Raw genomic sequence first — 21128 nt, 5'->3', positions numbered from 1 at the left:
ATTGACGTTACGACCAACAGGAATATCGAACAAAGAGGCAAAAATAGCGGCGCGGGCCCGATCGTCATGACAATTTTTGCTGCCGGTGAAACTGACGCGCAAGGCGCAGGAAATTGCCGAGCATGGCGTGACCATATTCCGTCAGCACGGATTCCGGGTGAAACTGCACGCCATAGGTCGGGTGACTGACATGGGTAAGCCCCATGATTTCGCCAATATCAGACCGTGCGGTCACCAACAGGTCGCTGTCGTCCCTGACAGATTCCACAATGAGGGAATGATAGCGGCCGGCGCGGAACGGGCTTGGCAGACCCTTGAAGATGCTCGTTCCATCATGATTGATCGCCGAGGCGCGTCCATGCATCGGCTCCCGAGCGCGTACCACCTTGCCGCCGAAAACCTCGCCGATGCACTGATGACCAAGACAGATGCCGAGGATCGGGACCTGCCCGCTCAATGTCTCGATAATGTCCATCGATTGTCCGGCTTCGCGCGGCCCGCACGGCCCCGGCGAAACGACAATCGCTTCAGGCACCAGTTGCACGACTTCCGCCGCTGTAATCGCGTCATTGCGGACCACCTGCGTTTCAACGCCGAGTTCGGCGAAATAGCGCGCCACGGTGAAGACGAAGGAATCATAATTGTCGATAATCAGGATCATGGCGCATCGCCCTGTTCGAACACAGCGAAGATACGCGCCGCCTTATCCAGCGTTTCCTGGTATTCGGCGGCCGGGTCTGACAACGCGGTAATGCCGCCGCCCGCTTGAAACACCGCCTTGCCACCCTGAAACAGCACGGTGCGAATGCCAATATTTCCATCGAAATTGCCGTTGAAGCCGATGAAACCGATCGAGCCGCAATAGACGCCCCGCGCCTCGCGCTCGATCTCGGTGATGATCTCCATGGCCCGCAGCTTCGGCGCGCCGGTGATTGACCCGCCTGGAAAAGCTGCCCTGATCAAGTCCGTCAAGGATTTATCTTCCATCAGCCGTCCGGTGACGACGGAAACCAGATGATGAACGCTCGCATAGGTTTCGAGACCGCACAGCACCGGCGTAAGCACCGAATGCGGGCGGCAGACGCGTGAGAGATCGTTGCGCATCAGATCGACGATCATCAGGTTTTCGGCGCGATCCTTCTCCGATTTGAGAAGTATATCGGCCAGGTTCTTGTCTTCGTTGGGATTTGACGACCGCGGCATGGTGCCCTTGATCGGGCGCGTCTCGACCTGGTCGCCTTTCACCGAGATGAAACGTTCCGGCGAACTCGACGCGATTACGATATCGCCGTGATCCAGATAGGCGGCAAAAGTCGCGGCATTGCGCTGGCGAAGCGCCTTGTAGAACTGCCACGGTGCAAAGCCTTCCGGCAGATCGGCGATAAAGCGCTGGGCGATATTGGCCTGGAAGATATCGCCGTCGAGGATATATTCCACCACCCTGGCAACGGATCGCATATAGACATCGCGCTCGAAATTCGACCGCCATGACGCCCTCGGGATCCTCTGCTGTTCCGCCTTCGAGGATTCCTGTTCCGGCTCCTCTTGTAAAAGCCGCAAGAATGGTTCGGAACGCTCAAGACTTTTCGTTGTCCGAGCTACAACGTCAGTTTCCGGCAATCCCGATGACAAAAGCCAGGCTTTTCCGGCCTGATGATCGAACGCGAGGATCACATCGTAGAAATACCAGGCCGCATCTGGCATCGATCCTTGCGCAGGCGCATCCGGCTGCGGCAAGCGCTCCAGCAAACGCCCGAACTCGTAGGAAAAATAGCCAATTGCTCCACCCTGAAACGGCGGAAGACCGGGCCGATCATCGAGCCGGTATAGATCGAGATAATGCGAGATTGCGTCAAGCGGCGATTGATCAAGCGTGGCGCCATTCCAGCTTGCCACGCCCTTTTCTATGACCAGTTTGCCGAATGGATCAGCCGCCACATAGGAATAACGGCCGAGGCTGTCGTGACGCATGGCACTGTCAAGGAAGCTTACCCCCCCGAGCGTCCGCAATCGCTCGGCCGCGTCGACAGGCTCCAGCCATGGAATCTCACGAATGTGCAAACCGCTCCTCCTCAACCGCCGGCCGTTACTGGGTTAGGTATATTGAGATTCGCGTCAGGACGAGCCGAAAATGGTGATTTTCGAGAACCGGAGCGCAGTGAACTTTTGGGTTCATGAGCACCGGATCGCAGAAAAGTGCCATTTGCAGGCCGTCTTGGCGTGAATATCAGTATATCCTAGCTTTTGCGCGTCGACAGAAGGATACTTGTCTCCGTCGAAGTGATTCCGTCAATATGGCGGATATCACGCAAAGTCCGGTCGAAGGCCTCCAAGGTCTCGACTTCGATCTCGGCGACGATATCCCAGCGGCCGTTCGTCGTATGCAGCGCACGGATTTCCGGAAAGCCCTGTAATCGCCGCACAACCTTTTCCGCGGCCTGCCCGGCCACCTCGATCATGGCAACGGCCCGCACGCCGTAAATGCCCGCGCCCGCCTTCAAGTTGACAGTGAAACCCTGGATCGTGCCATTCGTGGTCAGCTTGTCGATACGCGTGCGTACTGTTGCACGGGAAATGCCGAGAATCGTCGCCATCGACGACACCGGCATGCGGCAATCGTCACGCAGCAGGGACAGCAATTTGCGGTCTACATCGTCCATCGTCTTCCAACCTGATCAAATTGATTGAGCAAAATGCGCATTAATATGCGCATTTCTATCAGGATGCTGTCTTTTTGTCACCGCGCCGAAATGTAATTATTGAAATTGAGGCGGATATTTCCTTTCCTGATTTTATGACCATTCAAACGCGAAAGTGGCGGTTGTCGATGAACATGCAGAACAATTTCGAGAATACGCACAAGCAGAAGCTGACCGTGATCGGTGCGCCGATCGAGGAAGGTGCGGGCCGCCTCGGCGCGCTCATGGGGCCTGCTGCGTTGCGCACTGCCGGACTTATCCGCACGCTCGAAGAACTCGGCCACCCGGTGGAAGATCGCGGTGATTTGCGCCTGCCGGAGACATTGCCTGTTGTTCCGCCAGTCGCAGGTCTGGCGCATCACATCGAGAAAATCGCTGCCTGGTCGCGCATGCTATCGGTCGAGACCTATGAGGCAATGAAGAACGGCACGTTCCCGGTCATTCTTGGCGGCGACCACAGCCTGTCCATGGGTTCAATTGGCGGCGTCGCCCGCTATTGCGAAGAACACAGCCGCGAATTGTTCGTGCTTTGGCTGGACGCCCATTCCGATTTCAATACACCCGCCACCTCCCCATCAGGCAATATGCACGGCATGTCGGCGGCTCTTCTTTGCCGCGAACCCGGCCTCGAGGGCGTCTTCGGCGATGAGCCGCATGGTTTCGTCAAGCCGGAAAACCTGCATCTTTTCGGCATTCGTTCCATCGACAAGACCGAACGCGTGCTTCTGCGTGAGCGCGGCATCGATGTCATCGACATGCGCCAGATCGATGAGTTCGGCGTCGCCAAGCTGCTGCGCCGCGTCATCGAGCGCGTGCAGAAGGCGAACGGCATCCTGCACGTCAGTTTCGACGTGGATTTCATCGATCCGTCCTTTGCACCTGGCGTCGGAACCACCGTTCCCGGCGGCGCGACCTATCGCGAAGCGCATCTCGTCATGGAGATGTTGCACGATTCCGGCGTGGTCGGTTCGCTCGATGTGGTTGAACTCAACCCGTTTCTGGATGAGCGCGGCAAGAGTGCCCTGCTTCTCGTCGATCTCGTCGCCAGCCTGTTCGGCCGGCAGATCTTCGACAAACCCAACCTTTCAGACCAGAGCGCTGCCGCTCTGAGCGCATAAATTTGGCAATAGGAGGATATTTTGCTGCACACAGCCGCTGACCTGATCTCGACGGAATCCCGCCTCGGGGCGCATAATTACAAGCCGCTCGATGTGGTGCTGGAGCGCGGCGAAGGCGTGTACGTCTGGGATATCGACGGCAATCGCTATCTTGATTGCCTCTCCGCCTATTCGGCGGTCAATCAGGGCCATTGCCATCCAAAAATCCTGAAAGCAATGATTGAGCAGGCCGGAAAGCTGACGCTGACCTCCCGCGCCTTCCGCAACGACCAGCTGGCGTTGTTCTATGAGGAGCTCGCCGCCCTCACCGGCTCGCACAAGATCCTGCCGATGAACAGCGGCGCCGAAGCCGTGGAAACCGCGATCAAGGCCGTGCGTAAATGGGGCTACGAGGTGAAGGGCGTTCCGGCAAATGCCGCGGAAATTATCGTCTGTTCGGATAATTTCCATGGCCGCACCATGGGTATCGTCGGTTTCAGCACCGATCCTTCGGCTCGCGATAATTTCGGTCCGTTCGCGCCGGGTTTCAAGATAGTTCCGTTCGGCGACATTGACGCGTTCACCGCCGCGCTGACACCCAATACGGTCGGCTTTCTGGTGGAGCCAATCCAGGGCGAAGCCGGGGTGATCATTCCGCCCAAGGGCTATTTCACCAAGGTGCGTGAACTCTGCACGCAGAACAACGTGACGCTTATCCTCGACGAAATCCAGACCGGTCTCGGCCGTACGGGCACCCTGCTCGCGGAAGAACACGAAGGCATCGAAGCGGACGTGACGCTGATCGGCAAGGCGCTTTCCGGTGGGTTCTATCCCGTCTCGGCCGTGCTTTCCAACAGCGATGTCCTTGGTGTGCTCAAGCCGGGCCAGCATGGCAGCACCTTTGGCGGCAATCCTCTGGCCTGCGCCATTGCCCGCGCCGCGCTGCGCGTTCTGACCGAAGAAAACATGATCGAGAATTCCCGCATCGAAGGCGATTATTTCCTGCAGGAGCTGAAGGGCATTCGCAGTAATATCGTGCGCGAAGTACGCGGCCGCGGGCTGATGCTGGCCGTCGAACTGCATCCGGAAGCCGGCGGCGCCAACCGTTTCTGCTACGAGCTGAAGGAACGCGGCATCCTCGCCAAGGACACCCATGGCGATACGATCCGCATCGCCCCTCCACTTGTCATCAAGCGCGATCAGGTCGATTGGGCGCTGGAGCAGTTCAATACCGTGCTCACCAGCATGAACTGAGTTGAGATTTGGTGTTTATGGTGCTTCAGGTGCGTGGTTCGACAAGCTCTCACCATGAGGGAAGTGGGTTGATTGCAAGTGCCTAGAAGCGGAAACCTATCGGCTTTTAACTCCTTTAAGAGCACTAACTTCCCTCATGGTGAGAGCTTGTCGAACCACGCACCATAATCTTACATCCTCACCCGCTCGGCCTTTGGATCGTACATCGGCCGCAGCGAAGCCTCGGCTTTCACGCGCGCACCGGCGATCTCGATCTCATAATCCGACGTCAGCACCTGTTCGGCGCTCTCACCTTTGCTCGGCACATAGCCAAGCCCAATCGCACCGCCGAGATAGTGGCCGTAATTGCCGGATGTGATCGTCCCGACGATTTTTCCGTCGCGAACAATCGCCTCGTTGTGGAAGAGCAGCGGCTCTGGATCACTGAGGCGGAACTGCACGAGCCTTCGATCGAGCCCGGTGTCCTTCTTCTTCAGAACCGCATCCCGGCCGATGAAATCGCCCTTGTCTACTTTCACCGCAAAGCCTAGCCCTGCCTCCAGCACATGGTCTTCGTCGGTGATGTCATGGCCGAAGTGCCGGAAAGCTTTTTCGATGCGGCAGGAGTCCAGCGTATGCAGGCCGCACAGTTTCAGGCCAAGGTCTTTGCCAGCCTCTTCAATGGCTTCGAACACGTGCGCGGTCTGATCCGTGGAGACATACAACTCCCAGCCAAGCTCACCGACATAGGTCACGCGGTGCGCCCGCGCCAATCCCATGCCGATTTCGATCTCGCGCGCCGTACCGAATGGATTGGCCTCATTGGAGAAGTCGTTCGGGCTGATCTTCTGGATCAATTCGCGTGATTTGGGTCCCATCACACAAAGCACGGATTCGGCGGCGGTCACATCGGTGATAACGACGAACTCATCTTTTAGATGTTTGCGCATCCAGGCAAGGTCGCGCTGCAGTGTCGCGCCGGGCACTACGGCGAAGAATGCCGTATCCGACAACCGCGTGATCGTCAGATCGCTCTCGATACCGCCGCGATTGTTGAGCATTTGCGTATAGACGATGCGTCCCGGCTCGACATCGAGCTCGTTGGCGCAGAGCTTTTGCAGGAAAGCCAGCGCGTCACGTCCCTCGATGCGTATCTTGCCGAACGAAGTCATATCGAACAGGCCGACGCCATTGCGCACGGCAAGATGTTCATCGCGCTGGTTATCGAACCAGTTCTGCCGCTTCCACGAATAATGGTATTCGCGCTCCTGACCTTCCTTGGCAAACCAGTTGGCGCGCTCCCATCCCGCCACTTCGCCGAATACAGCGCCGCGCGCTTTCAGATGCTCATGGATGGGCGAGCGGCGGATATTGCGCGACGTCGCCATCTGCCGGTAGGGAAAGTGATCGGCATAAAGCAGGCCGAGCGTCTCCGAGACCCGCTCCTTCAGATAGCGCCGGTTCTTCTGGAAAGGCTGCGCCCGGCGGATATCCACCTCCCACAGATCGAACGGCGCTTCGCCATCGTTTATCCATTGCGCGAGCGCCATGCCGGCGCCGCCGGATGAAACGATGCCGATGGAGTTGTACCCGGCCGCAACCCAGTAGCCGCCTAGTTCCGGCGCTTCGCCGAGGTAGTAGCGATCATCGGGCGTGAAGCTTTCAGGTCCGTTGAAAAACGTATGGATACCGGCGGTGCCGAGCATGGGCATGCGATTGACGCCCATTTCGAGGATTGGCTCGAAATGCTCGAAGTCTTCCTGCAACTGGTCGAAACAGAAATCCTCGGAGATGCCGTTCATGCCCCAGGGCTTTGCCACCGGTTCGAAGGCACCGAGCATCATCTTGCCGGCATCTTCCTTGTAGTAGGCGCATTCATCCGGAACGCGCAGCACCGGCAGACGCCCGAGCCCCTCTATGGCCTCGGTGACGAGATAGAAATGCTCGCAGGCGTGCAGCGGCACCGTAACACCCGACGTTCCCGCCAGATCGCGGGCCCACATACCGGCGCAATTGATGACGACATCGGTTTCGATGGTGCCTTGTTCTTCGCCTTGCCCCCAGGTCACGCCTGTCACCCGGCCATTCTTCTTGAGAACTTCAGTGACCTTGACGTTCTCGACGATCTTCGCGCCACGCTGGCGTGCGCCCTTGGCCAGAGCCATGGCGATATTGGCCGGGTCGCACTGTCCGTCGAGCGGCAGATGCACCGCTCCAACCACATCCTCGATGTTAAGATGCGGGTACATCTCCTTGACTTCACGCGGAGATATCTCGCGCACATCGACATCGAATGCCCGCGCCAGCGAAGCCTGCCGGTAGATCTCGTGCTTGCGCTCTTCGGTCAGCGCAACGGTGATCGAGCCGACCTGACGCATTCCGGTCGCAACTTCTGTTTCCGCCTCAAGCTTCACGTAGAGGTCAGCAGAATATTTGGCGAGCCGCGTCATGTTCTGCGAAGCGCGCAGCTGGCCGATCAAGCCAGCCGCATGCCACGTGGTTCCCGAAGTCAGCTGCTTGCGCTCAAGCAGGACGATGTCGGTCCAGCCCAATTTGGCGAGATGGTAGGCGACAGAACAGCCGGAAATACCGCCGCCAATGATGACGGCGCGCGCTTTAGTGGGAAGTGAGCTCATGCGCGAATTCTTTCGTTCTTGGGATCCCACAGCGGCTGGTCAGGATGAACCGTTGCCTTGTAGCGCTCACCGAAGATTTCCACCTCGACTTCGGTACCGGGTTCAGTGAGCTCCGTCTTGAGCATGCCCAGCGCAATGGATTTGTCGATGCGGTGGCCCCAACCTCCCGACGTTGTCTCGCCGACAATATTGCCGTCGTGCCAAAGCGTTGACATGTAAGGCGCGTCGCAATCACCGGCGTCCACCGTCAGCGTGACAAAGCGCTTCTTCACGCCCTGTTGCTTTTCGCTTTCGAGGGCCGCCTTGCCGAGGAATTCCGGCTTTTCCCACTTGATGAAGCGTTCGAGCCCGCTTTGCAGCGGCGTGTAATCAGTAGAGAGGTCGCCCTTCCAAGCACGATATCCCTTTTCGAGCCGCAGCGAATCCAGAGCGAACATGCCGAACGGCTTGATCCCGTATTTCTGCCCTGCCTCCCACACCGCATCGAAAATCGCGGCCGTATCGGCAACCTTGGTATGCACTTCCCAGCCAAGTTCGCCGGCAAACGATACCCGCACCAATTGGCAATAGCGCCCGGCAATCTGCGTGGTCTGATGCGACAGCCAGGATTTTTCGAGGTCCGCATCGCAGATATCGCGGAAGAGATCGCGCGCCTTTGGTCCGGTGACGATCTGGCAGGAGAAGTCTTCCGTCACATTGCCGATGCGGATCGCACTGCCTTTCGGCAAGTGGTTCAGCAGCCAGTCGCGATCATGCCATTCGGCAACGCCGGCGGTGATGAGAAAGAATACGTCCTCGTCAATCGCCATGATCGACATCTCGGTGACGACGCGGCCCTTCTCATCGGAGAAATAGCCGAGGCCGATACGCCCGGGCTTGGGCACTATGCCGGTAATCAACGTCGACAGCCATGCGCGCGTGCCCTCGCCGCTTACCTTGAAGCGTGAGAAACCCGGCAGATCGAGAATGCCGACTGCATCGCGCACCGCATGACATTCTTCGCGAATACGCTGCTGCCAGGGTCCATCGCGCAGGAATGTTTGCGTTGATTCCTCCGACGTGTCGTCGCCCGGCTGCGCATACCAGTTGGCACGCTCCCAGCCATTATAGGCACCGAACTGCGCGCCGAGCTTGGCGATGCGATCATGGATCGGCGAATGCTTCTTGTTGCGCCCCGCTGGCCATGTGTGGCGCGGGAAATGGATGGCGTATTCGTGCCCGTAGACTTCCAGACCTTTGGCGACGCAGTAATCAGGATCAGTGAAGGCGGTGAAGCGGCGCGGGTCGCACGACCACATGTCCCACTCCGTCGCGCCTTCCGTCACCCATTCGGCCAGCACCTTGCCCGCTCCGCCCGCCTGCGCGATACCGAATGTGAAGACACAGGCTTCGAAAGCGTTCGGAACGCCCGGCATCGGCCCGATCAGCGGGTTGCCGTCCGGCGCATAAGGAATAGGCCCATTGATGATCTTGGACAGGCCTGCGGTTCCGAGAATGGGAACCCGCGCGATGGCATCATTCAGATACCATTCGAGCCGTTCCAGATCGTCCGGGAAAAGCTGGAAGGAAAAATCGTCCGGCATCGGATCGTCGGCAGTTGCCCAATGGGCCCGGCAATTGCGCTCGTAAGGGCCGAGATTCATGCCGTTCTTTTCCTGTCGGAGGTAATAGGACGAATCCACATCGCGCAGCAGCGGCAGCTTGTGGCCGTTTTCACGAGACCAGGCCGCGATTTCAGGGATCTCATCAAAGAGCAGATACTGATGGCTCATAACCATCATCGGCACATCGCGACCGAACATCTTGCCGATCTCCTGCGCGCGATAACCGGCCGCATTGACCACGTATTCGCAGCGAATCTCGCCCTGCGGCGTGGAAATCACCCACTCGTCATTGTCGCGCCGCGCGCCGGTGACGGGGCAAAAGCGGATGATTTTCGCGCCGAGATCGCGGGCGCCCTTGGCCAGTGCCTGCGTCAGCTGGGCGGGATCGATGTCACCATCATTGGGGTCATAGAGCGCACCTTCCAGCTCATGCGTCGCGATGAACGGATAGCGCCCGTTGATCTCATCCACGCCAAGCACGTCGATATCCATGCCCTGGTAGCGGCCCATGCTCTTGACCCGCTGGAATTCGCGCATCCGCTCCTTGGTATGCGCAAGCCGCAGCGAACCCGTGACATGGTAGTTCATCGGATAGTCGACTTCTGCCGCAAGCCCGCGATAGAGCTCGGCCGAATAACGCTGCATGTTCATCACTGACCAGGACGCGGAAAACGTCGGCACATTGCCAGCCGCATGCCATGTCGAGCCCGAGGTCAGCTCGTTCTTTTCGAGCAGCACGCAATCGGTCCACCCCGCCTTGGCCAGATGATAAAGCGACGAAACGCCGACCGCCCCGCCACCAATGATGACGACGCGCGCCGACGTTGGAAAATCAGACATCTGCAGTCCCCTGTAGTCTCATGCTGTTCGGCTTATGGCCATGCGATTTCGTCGAGGTACCACTGGATGTACCGCAATTCATTATATTCCATCGGCGCGATCGGACCCGGCACGAAGTAGTGCGAACGGACACCCCGCGCCGTGTGCTCGATGATCGTCTTGTCCTCGGCGGTCGTGACCTTCCACAGCCAGGTGAGCTTTTCGAGGTCGTAGTCCTTGCCCTCTTCGGCATCGCCGCGCACCAGCCAGATCAGTTCCATCTCGCACGTATCGACGCTTTTCGGAATGAAGCGATAGATCATGCCATGGTCGGGATAGCAGACGAGGAAGCTTGTGCCGCCAAGATGGATGGACGTCACACCGCCATCGAATTCCGAAAAGCGCCCCATCAATGGGCCGACTGGAGAACCATCCTCGCTGCCGCTGGAAACGCCGTCATAGAGCGCATAGCGGAATGTGTGGATCGTCTCCTGGCCCTGCGTCGAATTTTGCCAGTGGTCGCCGGTTGCGATGTCGATACCAAGCGCGCAGGTGCGCTGCTCCATGCGCGCATTCAGCTCGACGATCTTTTCTGCTGGCTGTTCCAGCGCATGCGTCTGCGAATATTCCGGGTGCGCGGGGCCGCAATGGTAGCACTCCACGTAATTTTCGACCGCAAGCTTCCAGTTGGCATCGACCGGATAGGTTTCGCGGTGTGCGACCTTCGCATCCGCCCAGCCATATTGCCCGCAGGTGGTGCGCAGCGACTGCTCGATGATCGAAAAATCCAGTGGTTCGTCGGCAAAGCAGATGAAGATCAGCCCCTCCGCCACCCGCACATGCAGTTTCTTCAAGCCATGGGCGCTGCGGTCGAAATCCTTCGGCATAAGCCGTGCCGCGCGCAGGCTGCCATCATTGGCATAGGTCCAGGCATGATACGGGCAGACGAAGAACCGCGCGTTGCCCTTGGGCTTGGTGCAGACCTCGGCGCCGCGATGACGGCAAACATTGAGAAAGGCGTGGATGGACCCGTCCTCGGTGCGCGAAACAATCACCGCCTCGCTGTCGATCTTGAACAACTCGAAATCCCCGGCATTGGGAATAATGCTCGCATGGCCAATACAATGCCAATGGCGCCGGAACACGCGCTCCATGTCCCGCGCATAAATGTCCGGGTCCATGTAGAACGCGCGGACCAGACCATGGCCGGCTTTGTGCTCGGCGATCAGTCGATCGATCTTGTCCAGAGACGGCGCAATTTCCGCAAAGGCCTGTTCTGCACCCATTTCATTCTCCGAAAAGATTTTCGCCGGCGCTTGATATCTGTAAGACGCGTCGCAGTTTAGAATGATTCCGCATTGCGCCGCATTCAAGCGATCGTTACTCATAAAGACATGAATTATTTTCACCCGTCCAATTTCGACAAGGTTTTCCGCCATGATGTCCAAGCCCAGAATACCGCCGCTCGGCTCCTTGCGGGCATTCGAGGCTTCCGCGCGGCTGCTGAGTTTCCGGCTTGCCGGCGATGAACTTGGCGTAACCCAATCCGCCATCAGCCATCGCATTGCCGAACTTGAAACGATCCTCGGCGTCAAGCTGTTCGAGCGCCTGCCGCGCGGCGTGTCGCTGACCGACGCCGGAACGCTGTACTATCCCTACATGCGCGATGCCTTCGAAAAAATCGCGCGCGGTACGGCGTTGATAAACCGCATCGGCACCACCGACGATCTGGCGCTGGAAACCTATGCGACCTTTGCCATTCGCTGGCTCATCCCGCGCCTGACCGATTTTCGCAAGGTCAATCCCAATCTCGCGATCCGCATCGGCACGAGCCAGCTTGACTGGGAACTGAATATCGACAGTTCGGATATCGGCATCATCCACACCACGCGGCCGGAGCGAATGAACCTGCACTATCGCCTGCTGGTGAAAGCGGAAATGCGGCCGGTCTGCAGTCCGCAAGTGGCTGCGCGGATCGAGGGCGACGTTGGAGCCAAAGCTTTAAGCAAGGTGCCGCGCCTTGCGCTTTATACCGCTCCGGAGGATTGGGGCACATGGCTAGAGGCAGCAGGCATTGCCGATACCGCACAGGCGGTGACGTTGAAGTTCGACACCTATCTTGCCGCTCTCCAGTCAGCTCTGGATGGTCAGGGCCTCGCCGTAGCACCGGACTTTCTGGTGGCAGATGACATCAAGGCCGGACGGCTGGTGGCGCCCTTTCCGTTGAAAGTTCCACAGCCCGGCGCCTGGTACATGATCTGCCGCAAGGAGCGCGTCGGCGAAACCCGGATACGTCAGTTCGAGCGCTGGCTCGTCGAACAGTTCGGAGGAACTACTTCCGCTTGATCCCGATCGTCCGGCCAACACGTGCAGGCATTGGCAGCTTTGAGTGCGCTTGCTTGTAGAATTCGAGCGTTGGCATGAGATCATCGGGAAACGGCACGACCTTCGGGCCGCTCATATCGACATGCAGCGACAGAACCTCTGCGGTCGCTGCCACCCAGCCATCCGTGTGCACGATCTCGTTATAGGTATGCAGGCGCTTGCTGTCGAAATCGATCAGCTGGCTGGTGACCGTAACGATATGGTCGAGATGAATTTCCTGCACGTAGCAGATATGCACCTCGGCTGTATAAATCGTCAGTTTGCGTTCGGCGGCATATTTCGGACCGAAACCCATTTCGGCAAAAAAAGCATCGCCGCCACGGTCGAAAACGACGTTGTAATAGGCCATGTTGAGATGACCATTATAGTCGATCCATTCCTTTTCCATGGCAATCGGCGCGGACCGGTGCAGTTGACCTTGTAAATTTTCGGCTGACATTCTGGGCTCCTGACTGGACTGGCGCGATTACATGATCGTGGGTTGAAACATGAAGTTGCACAGCGCTGCTTTGTCAAAAGCGACGCTCAATGAACAGGCCGGAAAGCACTTGGCGGCTTGCCCTCGAAGTTCCTGAACGTGCGCGTGAAGGCCGCTGCCGATGAAAATCCCGTCCGCGCTGCGATATCCGCCAGCGGCGACTTCGTATCGGTAATCAGCCGCCGCGCCACTTTCAGCCGCAGCCGCAGATAATACCGCCCCGGTCCCTCGCCCACTGCTTTCGCGAAAATCTTCTCGAGGCTGCGCCCACTCAGCCCGCAGCGCTTGGCAATAGCTCCAACTGTCAATGGCTGTTCGATATGGCCCTCCATCAGCCGAATGGCGCCCGCGAGCTTCGGGTGCACATCGTCGAGCCGCCCAAGCGAAACCAGCGGCTGCGCATCGTTCGAGGCATGTGCCTCGTCATAGATGAAAACGCTCGCCACATCGAGCGCGACGGACATGCCGTAGCGCGAGCGGATCAGATGCAGCATCAGGTCGAAGGTGGGCGAAGCGCCGCCGCTGGTGAAGACCGGTCCATCGATGACGTAGCGATCCGGCCGAATGTCCGCATCGGGAAATTCGGCGGTGAACTCCTCCATGTCTTCCCAATGCGTCGTGGCCTTGCGTCCTGACAGCAGGCCCGCCCGCCCGAGCAGCCATGAACCGGCCTCGATGCCGCCGATCATCTGATAATTATGCACGGCGCGGCGCAGGTTCGCGGTAAACGTTGTGCGGGCAATGTCCGCTGTACCAAACCCACCGATTACCAATAACATATCGCCTTTTTTTGACGTGTCGAACGAGCCGGAAACGGCAATGGGAAGGCCGCATGTGGTCATTGTCGGCTGGCCATCCAGCGAGACAATCCGCCATGTGAACAGGTTTGCGCCGGATACGCGGTTGGCGGCGCGCATCGGATCGATTGTCGAGGCGACGCACATGAGCGACGCTCCGCTGAAGACCAGAACGGTCACGTCCAGCGTCTTGGTGTTCGGTAAAAAGAGTGGCGAAGTTTCGCTATTCATCAATTGCAATTCGTATATTGCAAAGCATCGCTTGGCAATTGGGGCATGATCACAGCAATTACAAAGATGGGAGCATACCAATGGGACTTACCCCCAATCGCGAAGTATTCATCACCTGTGCCGTCACCGGTGCGGGCGATACGACAGGCCGTTCAGACAAGGTTCCGGTCACTCCGCGCCAGATCGCCGATGAGTGCATCGCCGCCGCCAATGCCGGTGCCGCCATTGCGCATATTCACGTCCGCGACCCGAAAACCGGCAAGGGCTCGCGCGATGTCGCGCTCTACGCGGAAGTGGTCGAGCACATCAAGGCGTCAGGCGTTGATATGGTCCTCAACCTCACCGCGGGTATGGGCGGCGATCTTACGCTCGGCAGCGTCGAGCAACCAATGCCGCCCTCGCCCAACGGCACCGACATGGCCGGCGCGACCGAGCGCCTGGAACATGTGGCAAAGCTCCGCCCAGAAATCTGCACGCTCGATTGCGGCACGATGAATTTCGGCGAAGGCGATTATGTCATGACCAACACACCCGCCATGCTCAAAGCCATGGCGGCGCAAATCAAGGCGCTGGGCGTGCGTCCGGAAGTTGAAATCTTCGATACCGGACACCTGCTTCTAGCCAAGTGGCTCTACGACCAGAAGCTGCTTGAAGATCCGGTCATGGTGCAGCTCTGCATGGGCATACCCTGGGGTGCACCCGACGATATCAACACGTTGTTGGCGCTGACAAACAATCTGCCGTCGAACTGGACATTCTCGGCCTTCTCGATTGGCCGCAACCAGATGCCCTATGCGGCAATGGCGATGTTGGCGGGCGGCAATATCCGCGTTGGCCTTGAAGACAATATCTGGCTCGACAAGGGCGTTCTCGCCACCAACGGCCCATTGGTCGAACGCGCTGTAAAGGTCGCCGAAGGAATGGGCGCTCGCATTCTCGGACCCCAAGAGGTCCGCGAGCGCATGAAACTGACAAAGGGCTGGTAAAATCATGGCAGGTATTCGCAAGGCCGCAGCAATTGGTGGCGGTGTTATCGGTGCAGGCTGGGTAGCCCGTCTTCTTCTTAACGGTATCGACGTCTCGATCTTCGATCCGGACCCGGAAGCCGAACGCAAGGTCAGCGAGGTGATGAAAAATTCACGCCGCGCCTATAAGGCCATGGTGCCGGGTGGCTTGCCGAAGGAAGGCAAGCTGACATTCGCCAAGACCATTGAAGCAGCCGTCGCCGGCGCCGATTTTATCCAGGAAAGCGTGCCGGAACGGCTCGACCTGAAGCACAAGGTGCTGGCGGAAATCGACAAGCACGCAGCCGTGGATGCCATTGTCGGCTCGTCCACCTCGGGTATCCTGCCTTCCGATATGCAGACCGCGATGAAGCACCCGGAGCGGCTGGTCGTTGGGCATCCATACAACCCAGTCTATCTCCTGCCGCTGGTCGAGATCGTCGGCGGCAAGCTGACATCGCCGGAAGCCGTCGAAAAAGCCCGCGAACTCTATGCCTCGATCGGCATGAAGCCGGTTGTCATCCGCAAGGAAATCGAGGCTTTCGTCGGAGACCGGCTGCTCGAAGCCGTCTGGCGCGAATCCCTCTGGCTGATCAAGGACGACATCACAACCGTTGAGGAACTTGACGATATCATCCGTTATTCGTTCGGCATTCGCTGGGCGCAGATGGGCATGTTCCAGGTCTACCGCGTCGCCGGCGGCGAAGCAGGAATGCGCCACTTCATCGCGCAGTTCGGTCCGTGCCTGTCTTGGCCGTGGACCAAACTGATGGACGTGCCGGAGCTCGACGAGGAACTGGTCGACAAGATCGCCAACCAGTCCGACGAGCAGGCACATGGCCTGTCGATCCGCGAACTCGAGCGCATCCGCGATGATAATCTTGTGGCCATCATGGAAGCCCTCTCCAGGCAGAACAAGGGCAAGGGTTGGGGCGCCGGCGCGCTCTACAACGACTACACCAAGCGACTGTCGAAGCTGGCGCAGAAGCCCGCCACGTCCAAAGCTGCTGAAAAGGCAAAAGCCAGCAAGCCCAAGAAAAAGAAAGGGTAACGCTATGGATTTCGGTCTTTCGGAGGAGCAAAGGCTGATCGTCGAGACGACGCGCGCCTTTGTCGAAAACGAACTTTATCCGCATGAGGCGGAAGTCGAGCGCACCGGCGTCCTGCGCAAGGAACTTGCGGATGAACTGAAGCAGAAGGCAATCGAAGCCGGTCTCTACGCTGCGAACATGCCGGAAGAGGTTGGCGGTGCCGGTCTCGATACAGTCACATGGCTGCTCTACGAGAAGGAACTCGGCCGCGCCAATTATGCGCTGCACTGGACCTGTGTCGGACGCCCTTCCAACATTCTGCTCGCCGGCACCGACGCGCAGAAGGAAAAGTATCTCTTTCCCTGCATTCGCGGCGAAAAGTCCGATTGCCTTGCCATGACGGAACCGGGCGCCGGGTCCGACCTGCGCGGCATGAAGGCGACGGCGGTCGAAAGCGGCGGCGACTGGGTCGTCAACGGCACAAAACATTTCATCAGCCATGCGCTCGAAGCGGATTTCGTCATCCTTTTCGTGGCATCCGGTGAAGAAGACACGCCGCGCGGCAAGAAAAAGAAGATCACCGCCTTCTTCGTCGACAAGGGTCATCCCGGCATGACCATCCGCGAAGGTTATCGCAACGTCTCGCATCGCGGCTATACCAATGCGATCATCGAGTTCGACGATTGCCGCCTGCCGCAGGATGCGATCCTTGGCGAAGTTCACAAAGGCTTCGAAGTGGCCAATACCTGGCTCGGCGCGACCCGCCTGCAGGTGGCAGCGACCTGTCTCGGCCGCGCCGAACGTGCACTCGGCCACGCCATCGAATATGCAGCGCAGCGCCAGCAGTTCGGCCAGCAGATCGGCAAGTTCCAGGGCGTCTCCTTCAAACTCGCCGACATGGCGACAGAGTTGAAAGCCGCGGACCTGCTGACCTTCGAAGCCGGTTGGAAGTTCGATCAAGGCACCGTCACCGATCAGGACATGGCGATGGCCAAGCTCAAGGCCACCGAAATGCTGGCCTTCGTTGCCGACGAAGCCATTCAGATCCACGGCGGCATGGGCCTGATGGACGATCTGCCACTTGAGCGCATCTGGCGCGATGCGCGTGTCGAACGCATCTGGGAAGGCACATCCGAAATTCAGCGGCACATCATCTCGCGTGCCCTGCTCCGCCCGCATGGCGCGTGACGGAGCATTTGATGGCATCGCATAAGCTCGATCGTCTGCTACGACCGAAAACCATTGCCGTCTTCGGCGGTCTCCAGGCCGCCGAGGTCATCAGGCAATCGCAGAAAATGGGCTTTGCCGGCGAAATCTGGCCGGTGCATCCCAAACATGACGAAATATGCGGACTGAAGGTCTACCGCTCCGTCGCCGACCTCCCCGGCAGTCCGGATGCGGCCTTTGTCGGCGTCAATCGCTTCCTTACACTTGATATCGTCCGCGACCTGCGCGAAGCCGGGGCCGGTGTTGCTGTTTGCTATGCCTCCGGCTTTCTCGAAGCAGGGGCCGACGATGCCGATGGCGCAAGACTGCAGCAGGAACTCGTTGAAGCGGCAGGCGATATGCCGATCATCGGGCCGAATTGCTACGGCCTGATCAACTACTGCGATGGCGCTTTGCTCTGGCCCGATCAGCATGGCGGGCGGCGGCTTGGCCCGGACGAGCGCGGCGTCGCCATCATCACGCAGTCGTCCAACATCGCCATCAACATGACGATGCAGACCCGCGGCCTGCCGATCGCCCACGTAATGACGGCGGGCAATCAGGCGCAGACCGGCTTGCCGGACATGGCGATTGCGCTGCTTGAAGATGAACGCGTCACTGCGCTTGGCCTCCATATCGAAGCCTTCCAGTCGGCGCCGAAATTCGAGCTCCTGGCAAAGCGCGCTCGCGAACTCGGCAAGCCGATCGTGGCGATGAAAGTTGGCCGCTCGGCACAGGCGCGTGCAGCAACTGTTTCACATACCGCCTCGCTGGCGGGATCCGATGCTGCCTCCGACGCCTTCCTCAAGCGGCTCGGCATTGCCCGCGTCAATTCGATTGCTTCGTTTCTTGAAACGTTGAAGCTTCTGCACGTGCACGGCCCGCTCGACGGAAACACGCTATGTTCCATGAGTTGTTCCGGTGGTGAAGCCTCGGTGATGGCTGACAGCGCCGAGGGCCGTGCCGTCCGGTTTCCCGAATTGACATCCGAGCATCGCGCCCGGGTCAAATCCACGCTTGGGGCGTTCGTCGCCGTCGCCAATCCGCTCGATTACCACACATTCATCTGGAACAACGAGCCTGCACTCACAGAGACCTTCACCGCCATGGTATCCGGCGGCTTTTCTCTGAGCTGTCTCGTTCTCGATTTTCCGCGCAAGGACCGCTGTTCGGACGTGGATTGGTGGTCGACTGTGCGAGGCTTTGAAAACGCGCTGAAAACCAACAAGGCCAAGGGCGCCATTGTCGCGTCGATACCGGAGAACATCCCGGAAGAATACATGGCCGGACTGATGGCAAAAGGCATCGCGCCGCTCTGCGGCATCACCGAAGCCTTCGACGCCGCGGAAGCCGCAGCCTTCATCGGCAAGGCATGGAAGATGCCGCTCGCTGCTTCATTGGCGGTGCCCGATGAGATCGCAGGCGAAACAAGCATTCCTGACGAAGCCGAAGCCAAGGCCATTCTCAACCGTGCCGGTCTGCCTGTACCGGACGGACGCCGCTGCACATCCTCCAATGAGGCCGTCGCTATTGCAGATGCGCTCGGCTATCCGGTCGCGCTCAAGGCGCTGGGCATCGCCCACAAATCCGAACACAACGCCGTGCGTCTCAATCTGAAGGATGCCGATGCGGTCAAATCCGCAGCCGATGATCTCGCCGGTCTCGGTTCCGGCTTGTATATAGAGCGGATGGTGACGGGAGCGGTTGCCGAGCTTATCGTCGGTATCATCGACGATCCGCAGTTCGGTCCAGTCATGACGCTCGGTACAGGCGGTGTTTTGGTGGAATTGCTGCAGGACAGCGTCACCATGCTTCTGCCTTCGAGTCGCGAGGACATCGAAACAGCCTTGCGCTCGCTCCGTATGTTCCCGCAGCTGGATGGCTATCGCGGCAAGCCGAAAGCCGATTTGGAAGCTGCTGTCGATGCCATCATGGGCATCGTCGCATTCGCGGTGAACAATGCCGGGCGGATTGCCGAACTCGATATCAACCCGCTGCTGGTCTGCGGCGTTGGACAAGGCGTGTGGATAGCCGATGCGCTGCTGGTGACAAAGGGAGAATTGTAATGACTGAAGTTATCAGGACGCGCCGCGAAGGTGGCATTCTCGAAGTCACACTGGACCGGCCGAAAGCCAACGCCATTGACCTGATGACCAGTCGCTTGATGGGCGAGACATTCCAGAAGTTCCGCGACGATCCGGAATTGCGCGTCGCCATCGTGCAGACCGAAGGCGACAAGTTCTTCTGCGCCGGCTGGGACCTGAAGGCAGCAGCGAGCGGCGATGCGGTCGATGGCGATTATGGCGTCGGCGGCTTCGGCGGCTTGCAGGAACTGCGCGATCTCAACAAGCCGGTGATTGCCGCGGTCAATGGCATGGCCGTCGGTGGCGGTTTCGAACTCGCCCTCTCCTGCGATCTCATCTACGCGTCCGACCATTCGAGTTTCGCGCTGCCGGAGATCCGTGCAGGCACTCTCGCCGATGCAGCCACAGTCAAGCTGCCCAAGCGTATTCCCTATCATGTCGCCATGGACCTGCTTTTGACCGGGCGCTGGATGGACGTTGCCGAGGCGCATCGATGGGGCTTGGTCAATGAAGTCCTGCCAAAGGACAAGCTGATGGAACGCGTCTGGGAGATCGCGCGCATGCTGGAAAGCGGTCCGCCACTGGTCTTCGCTGCCATCAAGGAAGTGGCGCGCGAAGCAGAAAGCATGGGTTTCCAGGAAGCCATGAACTGGATTACCAAGCGCAAATTCCGTACAGTCGATACACTCTACGCATCCGAAGACGGCCAGGAAGGTTTCAAGGCCTTCGCCGAAAAGCGTGAGCCCGTCTGGAAGGGGAAATGACGACCGACTATTCCAAACTGATCGACGAACAGACCTGGGCATTCATCGAGCGGACGAACAGTTTCTATCCGCCCGATGCCGTCGATCTTTCAGTGGAGCAGCAGCGTGATGTCTACAACATCATGTGCCGCGCCTTTTTCACCGGCTATCCGGAATCGGTGTCGTCTGCCTATCGCTTCATCGATACCGGTGATCGCAACATACCCATTCAAATATACGAGAAATACGGCAGCGATCCGCAAGCTGTCTGCCTCTATTTCCATGGCGGCGGCTTCGTCGTCGGCGGGCTCGAAAGCCATGACGATGTCTGCGCGGAGCTTTGCGAAGCCACCGGTTTCCGCATCGTCTCGGTGGACTACCGCCTTGCTCCCGAGCATCTGCATCCGGCCGCGTTCAAGGATTGTCTTGCCGCCTTCGAACATGTCGCCTCGACCTCGGACCTGCCCATTGTCCTGTGCGGCGACAGCGCCGGCGGCAATCTTGCCGCTGCCGTTTCGCATCATGTGCGCCGTCATGATCGCGCCCCGATTGGACAGGTTCTCATTTATCCCGGGCTCGGCGGAGCGACCGATCAAGGGTCTTATCTCACCCATGCCGAAGCGCCCATGCTGACGACGCGCGATACGCTCTATTATGCCAATCTCAGAGGCGGCGGGTTCAACTGGTCGACCGACCCGCGTTTTGCGCCTCTGAATGATACGGATTTCACCGGCCTGCCCGCCACGGTCGTCATTTCAGCCGAATGCGATCCGTTGTCGGATGATGGCCGGCACTACCGCGACAAGATCATAGCTGCGGGCGGCAAGGCCATCTGGAACAACGAGCCCGGCCTTGTGCACGCGTATCTGAGGGCGCGCCACAGCGTGGACCGTGCCCGCTCAAGCTTCCGGCGCATCACGACAGCCGTGCACCTGCTCGGCCAGGGCCGTTGGCCAGGCCAGCTTTAGTTTCAGGATTAAGGAGCACGTGTGCCGCGCTTATCTCCCCCCTTGTGGGGGAGAAAGGGTTTTCTTGAGTTTAGCCCTTGCTAAACTCTTAGAAAATCCTAGAGAGGGGATTT

Annotated in this window: 17 protein-coding genes; 9 read left to right on the top strand and 8 right to left on the bottom strand. The window is 58.9% G+C overall.

The features are described 5' to 3' along the window. Positions 1–64: 64 nt before the first annotated feature. The 3 genes from ACSQ3H_RS15120 to ACSQ3H_RS15110 all read right to left on the bottom strand — a co-directional run bounded on the left by ACSQ3H_RS15120 (position 65) and on the right by ACSQ3H_RS15110 (position 2660). Positions 65–661, bottom strand: a complete 597-nt coding sequence (locus ACSQ3H_RS15120; protein WP_436117801.1) for an anthranilate synthase component II — start codon at positions 659–661, stop codon at positions 65–67. Continuing rightward, complete coding sequence (gene pabB, locus ACSQ3H_RS15115) at positions 658–2061, bottom strand: aminodeoxychorismate synthase component I (RefSeq protein WP_436117800.1); 1404 nt, start codon at positions 2059–2061, stop codon at positions 658–660. The genes ACSQ3H_RS15120 and pabB overlap by 4 nt, the downstream gene beginning before the upstream one ends. A gap of 176 nt (positions 2062–2237) precedes the next feature. Further along, complete coding sequence (locus ACSQ3H_RS15110; RefSeq protein WP_436117799.1) at positions 2238–2660, bottom strand: Lrp/AsnC family transcriptional regulator; 423 nt, start codon at positions 2658–2660, stop codon at positions 2238–2240. 167 nt (positions 2661–2827) lie between these two features. Here ACSQ3H_RS15110 and rocF point away from each other — a divergent pair, with 167 nt between their 5' ends. Beyond that, a complete protein-coding gene (rocF, locus tag ACSQ3H_RS15105) occupies positions 2828–3817 on the top strand; it encodes an arginase (protein ID WP_436117798.1) in 990 nt (329 codons plus the stop codon). A gap of 24 nt (positions 3818–3841) precedes the next feature. Then, positions 3842–5050 (top strand): ornithine--oxo-acid transaminase, encoded by a 1209-nt coding sequence (gene rocD / locus ACSQ3H_RS15100; protein ID WP_436119462.1) that lies wholly within the window; start codon positions 3842–3844, stop codon positions 5048–5050. Positions 5051–5220: 170 nt separating this feature from the next. Here the strand turns inward: rocD and ACSQ3H_RS15095 are convergent, their stop codons facing one another. The 3 genes from ACSQ3H_RS15095 to ACSQ3H_RS15085 are packed head-to-tail and all read right to left on the bottom strand — an operon-like array spanning position 5221 to position 11374. Beyond that, on the bottom strand, positions 5221–7665 hold the full coding sequence (locus ACSQ3H_RS15095; RefSeq protein WP_436117797.1) for a GcvT family protein: 2445 nt from the start codon (positions 7663–7665) through the stop codon (positions 5221–5223). Beyond that, positions 7662–10109 (bottom strand): GcvT family protein, encoded by a 2448-nt coding sequence (locus tag ACSQ3H_RS15090; RefSeq protein ID WP_436117796.1) that lies wholly within the window; start codon positions 10107–10109, stop codon positions 7662–7664. Before ACSQ3H_RS15090 ends, ACSQ3H_RS15095 begins: the two co-directional genes overlap by 4 nt. 32 nt (positions 10110–10141) lie before the next feature. Beyond that, entirely contained in the window at positions 10142–11374 is a 1233-nt protein-coding gene (locus tag ACSQ3H_RS15085) for an aromatic ring-hydroxylating oxygenase subunit alpha (protein ID WP_436117795.1), read from the bottom strand. Positions 11375–11525: 151 nt separating this feature from the next. Here ACSQ3H_RS15085 and ACSQ3H_RS15080 point away from each other — a divergent pair, with 151 nt between their 5' ends. Continuing rightward, a complete protein-coding gene (locus tag ACSQ3H_RS15080) occupies positions 11526–12434 on the top strand; it encodes a LysR substrate-binding domain-containing protein (RefSeq protein ID WP_436117794.1) in 909 nt (302 codons plus the stop codon). Here ACSQ3H_RS15080 and ACSQ3H_RS15075 read toward each other — a convergent pair. Both ACSQ3H_RS15075 and ACSQ3H_RS15070 read right to left on the bottom strand, forming a co-directional pair. Continuing rightward, positions 12421–12912 carry a thioesterase family protein gene (locus ACSQ3H_RS15075; protein WP_436117793.1) on the bottom strand — a complete coding sequence of 164 codons (492 nt, stop codon included), beginning with the start codon at positions 12910–12912 and terminating at the stop codon, positions 12421–12423. The two genes, ACSQ3H_RS15080 and ACSQ3H_RS15075, sit on opposite strands and share 14 nt — an antisense overlap. An 86-nt stretch (positions 12913–12998) precedes the next feature. After that, positions 12999–13979 (bottom strand): GlxA family transcriptional regulator, encoded by a 981-nt coding sequence (locus ACSQ3H_RS15070; protein ID WP_436117792.1) that lies wholly within the window; start codon positions 13977–13979, stop codon positions 12999–13001. An 80-nt stretch (positions 13980–14059) separates the two neighbouring features. Between ACSQ3H_RS15070 and ACSQ3H_RS15065 the strand changes: the two genes are divergently transcribed. The 6 genes from ACSQ3H_RS15065 to ACSQ3H_RS15040 are packed head-to-tail and all read left to right on the top strand — an operon-like array spanning position 14060 to position 21015. Then, positions 14060–14965 (top strand): 3-keto-5-aminohexanoate cleavage protein, encoded by a 906-nt coding sequence (locus tag ACSQ3H_RS15065; RefSeq protein ID WP_436117791.1) that lies wholly within the window; start codon positions 14060–14062, stop codon positions 14963–14965. A 4-nt stretch (positions 14966–14969) separates the two neighbouring features. Beyond that, entirely contained in the window at positions 14970–16034 is a 1065-nt protein-coding gene (locus ACSQ3H_RS15060) for a carnitine 3-dehydrogenase (RefSeq protein ID WP_436117790.1), read from the top strand. Positions 16035–16038: 4 nt separating this feature from the next. After that, positions 16039–17202: an acyl-CoA dehydrogenase family protein gene (locus tag ACSQ3H_RS15055; RefSeq protein ID WP_436117789.1), complete on the top strand. Its 1164-nt coding sequence runs from the start codon at positions 16039–16041 to the stop codon at positions 17200–17202. Positions 17203–17213: 11 nt separating this feature from the next. Then, positions 17214–19286, top strand: coding sequence for an acetate--CoA ligase family protein (locus ACSQ3H_RS15050; RefSeq protein WP_436117788.1), 2073 nt, complete (start codon positions 17214–17216; stop codon positions 19284–19286). Beyond that, on the top strand, positions 19286–20068 hold the full coding sequence (locus tag ACSQ3H_RS15045; RefSeq protein WP_436117787.1) for a carnitinyl-CoA dehydratase: 783 nt from the start codon (positions 19286–19288) through the stop codon (positions 20066–20068). The genes ACSQ3H_RS15050 and ACSQ3H_RS15045 overlap by 1 nt, the downstream gene beginning before the upstream one ends. Next, complete coding sequence (locus tag ACSQ3H_RS15040) at positions 20065–21015, top strand: alpha/beta hydrolase (RefSeq protein WP_436117786.1); 951 nt, start codon at positions 20065–20067, stop codon at positions 21013–21015. The genes ACSQ3H_RS15045 and ACSQ3H_RS15040 overlap by 4 nt, the downstream gene beginning before the upstream one ends. Positions 21016–21128 lie beyond the last annotated feature (113 nt).

Source organism: Phyllobacterium sp. LjRoot231 (genome assembly GCF_964253365.1).
GTDB lineage: Bacteria > Pseudomonadota > Alphaproteobacteria > Rhizobiales > Rhizobiaceae > Phyllobacterium.
Note: the sequence above shows the minus strand (reverse complement) of the source record. Positions and strands in the feature narration are given on the sequence as shown.